The organism is Flavobacterium sp. UBA4854, assembly GCF_002399805.1.
Taxonomy (GTDB): Bacteria; Bacteroidota; Bacteroidia; order Flavobacteriales; family Flavobacteriaceae; genus Flavobacterium; species Flavobacterium ginsengisoli.
The window spans coordinates 4,266-4,794 of sequence record NZ_DHEI01000077.1 but is presented as its reverse complement, the minus strand read 5'-3'; the positions used below and the strand labels follow the sequence as shown (position 1 = coordinate 4,794).

Sequence of the window (529 nt, the reverse complement as noted above, 5' to 3'; positions counted from 1 at the left end):
ATTCTTTGATACGCTTGCTGCATAGTTGGCACAAGATCTTTTTTATGAACTATAATCGTTAAATATTGTGCTATGAAAGGCGCAACACGCTGTCCTAAAATATCATCGGTAACCCAAAGTCCGCTGTTTTCTGCCACGCCAAAATGTGCTTTTACAACCGTTAATTCAACATCTTGTAACGAATGCGGATCTACTGATTTCCNNACCTCTTTTCTATGCTTATAAAGTCCAAAGATTCAATGATTTGAATTTTGTATTAGGTTTTATATTACATTCCAATGATTGAAACCATTGGCTATGTGCTTAAAAAATCATAAAATGATGCATAAAAAAAGAGCCTGTCTCAAAAAATGAGACAGGCTCCCCTTCTATTATTTTTTTATTAATCTAATAAAAACACAATCAAACCTCTTGCTCCATGAGCTCCGAGAACCAAAGACTGCTCAATATCGGCCGTTTTTGACGGACCAGCGATGAAAGTTCCAAAACCGTATTCCATGTTTCCGATTCTTTGATACGCTTGCTGCAT

The 529-nt window shown here is 36.4% G+C and carries 1 protein-coding gene; it reads right to left on the bottom strand.

The window, feature by feature from the left end; all coding sequences use genetic code 11:
- Nucleotides 1–382: 382 nt before the first annotated feature.
- The coding region (locus B3J44_RS10735; protein WP_286968468.1) for an LUD domain-containing protein at nucleotides 383–529 on the bottom strand (147 nt) is incomplete at its 5' end.